This is a genomic window from Sinomonas sp. G460-2 (genome assembly GCF_047759905.1).
In the GTDB taxonomy this organism is placed as follows: domain Bacteria; phylum Actinomycetota; class Actinomycetes; order Actinomycetales; family Micrococcaceae; genus Sinomonas.
Genome location: NZ_JBKZWT010000414.1, coordinates 1 through 2,626 on the forward strand (window position 1 = coordinate 1; position 2,626 = coordinate 2,626).

The window sequence follows — 2,626 nt, forward strand, 5'->3', positions numbered from 1 at the left end:
GCCCCGCGCCGACCAGCTCGCCCCCGCTGTCGCTACGGACGACGGCGCCCCGCCCTCCCAGCGTCGACCCGCCAAGGGCGGTCCCCGCCCGGTGCGCGGTCGGCGCGGTCCCGACTCGTGGAAGGGCACGCTCGCCAAGATCGTGCTGCTCGGGCTCGCCGACGCGCTCGCGGTGTACATCCTCATGGCGCTCTTCCTGAGCCGCTCGTGGGTGGTCTTCGGCATCGCGGCCGCGGTGACGCTCGGGATCAACTGGATCTACCTGCGCAAGGGCGGCCTGCCGGCCAAGTACCTCGCGCCGGGTGTCCTGTTCCTGCTCGTGTTCCAGGTCTTCGTGGTGGTCTATTCGGGGTACATCGCGTTCACGAACTACGGCGACGGGCACAACAGCACGAAGGAGGACGCGATCGCGGCGATCCTCACGTCCTCGCAGAAGCGCGTGCCCGATTCGCCCGCCTACCGGACGTCCGTGCTCGAGAAGGGCAGCACGTTCTACCTCCTCGTGACGTCCCCGGACGGCAAAACCGAGCTCGGCACCACGGGACACCCGCTCGCGGACGCGCAGGCCACGAAGGATTCGAGCGGCAAGGCCACGGGCGTGGACGGCTACGAGACGCTCACGTTCCAGGAAATCGTGGCGCATCAGAAGGACGTCCTGGCGCTTGCCGTGCCGTTCTCCTCCGATCCCGCCGACGGCTCCCTCCACACGCAGGACGGGCGGTCCGCGTACGTCTTCAAGTCGACCATGGTGTACGACAAGGGCGCCGACACCCTCACTGACACCGCGACGGGCACGGTCTACCGCGACTCGGGCCAGGGCTCGTTCGCCGCGCCGAGCGGCGAGAAGCTCGCGACCGGCTGGAAGATCGACGTCGGGTTCAAGAACTTCGTCACGGCGTTCGCCGACGAGGGCCTCCGTGGGCCCCTCCTCGCCGTGACCGCGTGGACGTTCACGTTCGCCATCGCGTCCGTGGCTCTCACGTTCGCGCTCGGCCTGTTCCTCGCGATCACGTTCAACCGCTCGGATCTGCATGGCAAGCGGGTCTACCGGATCATCATGATCCTGCCGTACGCGTTCCCCGCGTTCCTCTCCGGGCTCGTGTGGGCAGGCCTGCTCAACCCCGAGTTCGGCTTCATCAACAACGCGCTCTTGGGCGGCGCGCACATCGGCTGGCTCACGGACCCCGTGCTCGCGAAGATCAGCGTGCTCGTGGTGAACCTCTGGCTCGGCTTCCCGTACATGTTCCTCGTGTGCACGGGGGCGCTCCAATCGCTGCCCGAAGACGTCGAGGAGGCCGCGCGTGTGGACGGCGCGAGCGCGTGGCGGATCTTCCGCTCGATCAAGCTCCCGCTCCTGCTCGTCTCCGTCGCGCCTCTGCTCATCAGCTCGTTCGCGTTCAACTTCAACAACTTCAACGTGATCTACATGCTCACCGCAGGCGGGCCCCGGTTCGCGGACACGACGCGGGACATCGGCGCGACGGACATCCTCATCACGCTCGTGTACAAGAGCGCCTTCGGCGTCGGGACGGGCCGAGACTACGGACTCGCGAGCGCGCTCGCGATCATCATCTTCATCATCGTGGCGGTCATCTCCGCCGTGAGCTTCAAGCAGACCAAGGCCCTCGAGGACGTGAACTGACATGCGCACAAAGAGCTTCGGAGCGTGGCTCCGCGACAAGGGCTGGCGGCACGCCGTCGGCGTCGTCACGAGCGTGTTCGCGGTGTTCCCGCTCCTCTACGTCCTCTCGGCGGCGCTCAACCCCTCCGGCACGCTCGCGGGTTCGGGGATGATGTTCCACGACGTCTCGCTCGACAACTACACGAAGCTGTTCGGCAACGACCAGCGCCCGTTCGGCCGCTGGTTCGTCAACACGCTCGTGATCGGCGTCGTGACGTCCGCCGCGACCGTGTTCCTCGGCGCGATGGCCGCGTATGCGTTTTCCCGCATGCGCTTCGCGGGCCGCCGCGCGGGCCTCCTGAGCCTCCTGCTGCTGCAGATGTTCCCGCAGCTCCTGGCCGTCGTCGCGATCTTCCTCCTGCTCGACGGCATCGGCGAGGTAATCCCCGTGCTTGGGCTCGGGAGCCAGCTGGGGCTCATCATGGTGTACCTCGGCGGCGCCCTCGGCGTGAACACGTACCTCATGTACGGCTTCTTCAACACCGTGCCCGTCTCGCTCGACGAGGCCGCGAAGATCGACGGCGCGAGCCACGCGCAGATCTTCTTCGGGATCATCCTGCGGCTCGTCACGCCGATCCTCGCCGTCATCGGGCTCCTGAGCTTCATCGGGATCTCGAGCGAGTTCGTCATCGCGTCCGTCGTGCTGACCGACCCGAACACGCAGACGCTCGCGGTCGGCCTGTTCTCCTTCGTCGCGAACCAGCGCACCGAGGACTGGGGCGTCTTCGCCGCCGGCGCCGTGCTCGCGGCGCTCCCCGTCATGGCGCTGTTCCTCTTCCTCCAGCGCTACATCGTCAACGGGCTCGTTGCGGGGTCGGTGAAGGGATGATCCCCGCTTTCGAGGCCCACCATGACGGATCCCCGCTCTACGTCCCCGACGGCCGCCCCTCACTGGGGGACGAGGCTCGGGTGCGGCTGCGCACGCCGGCGGGCGGCGCCGTCGTC

The 2,626-nt window shown here is 67.8% G+C and carries 2 protein-coding genes; both read left to right on the top strand.

All coding sequences use genetic code 11. The features are described 5' to 3' along the window. The coding region (locus tag ACLN58_RS20695; protein ID WP_415857111.1) for an ABC transporter permease subunit at positions 1-1,642 on the top strand (1,642 nt) is incomplete at its 5' end. Position 1,643: 1 nt separating this feature from the next. Continuing rightward, the gene (locus tag ACLN58_RS20700; protein ID WP_415857112.1) at positions 1,644-2,510 is read left to right on the top strand and encodes a sugar ABC transporter permease; all 867 of its coding nucleotides are present in this window, start codon (positions 1,644-1,646) and stop codon (positions 2,508-2,510) included. The last annotated feature ends 116 nt before the right edge of the window (positions 2,511-2,626 follow it).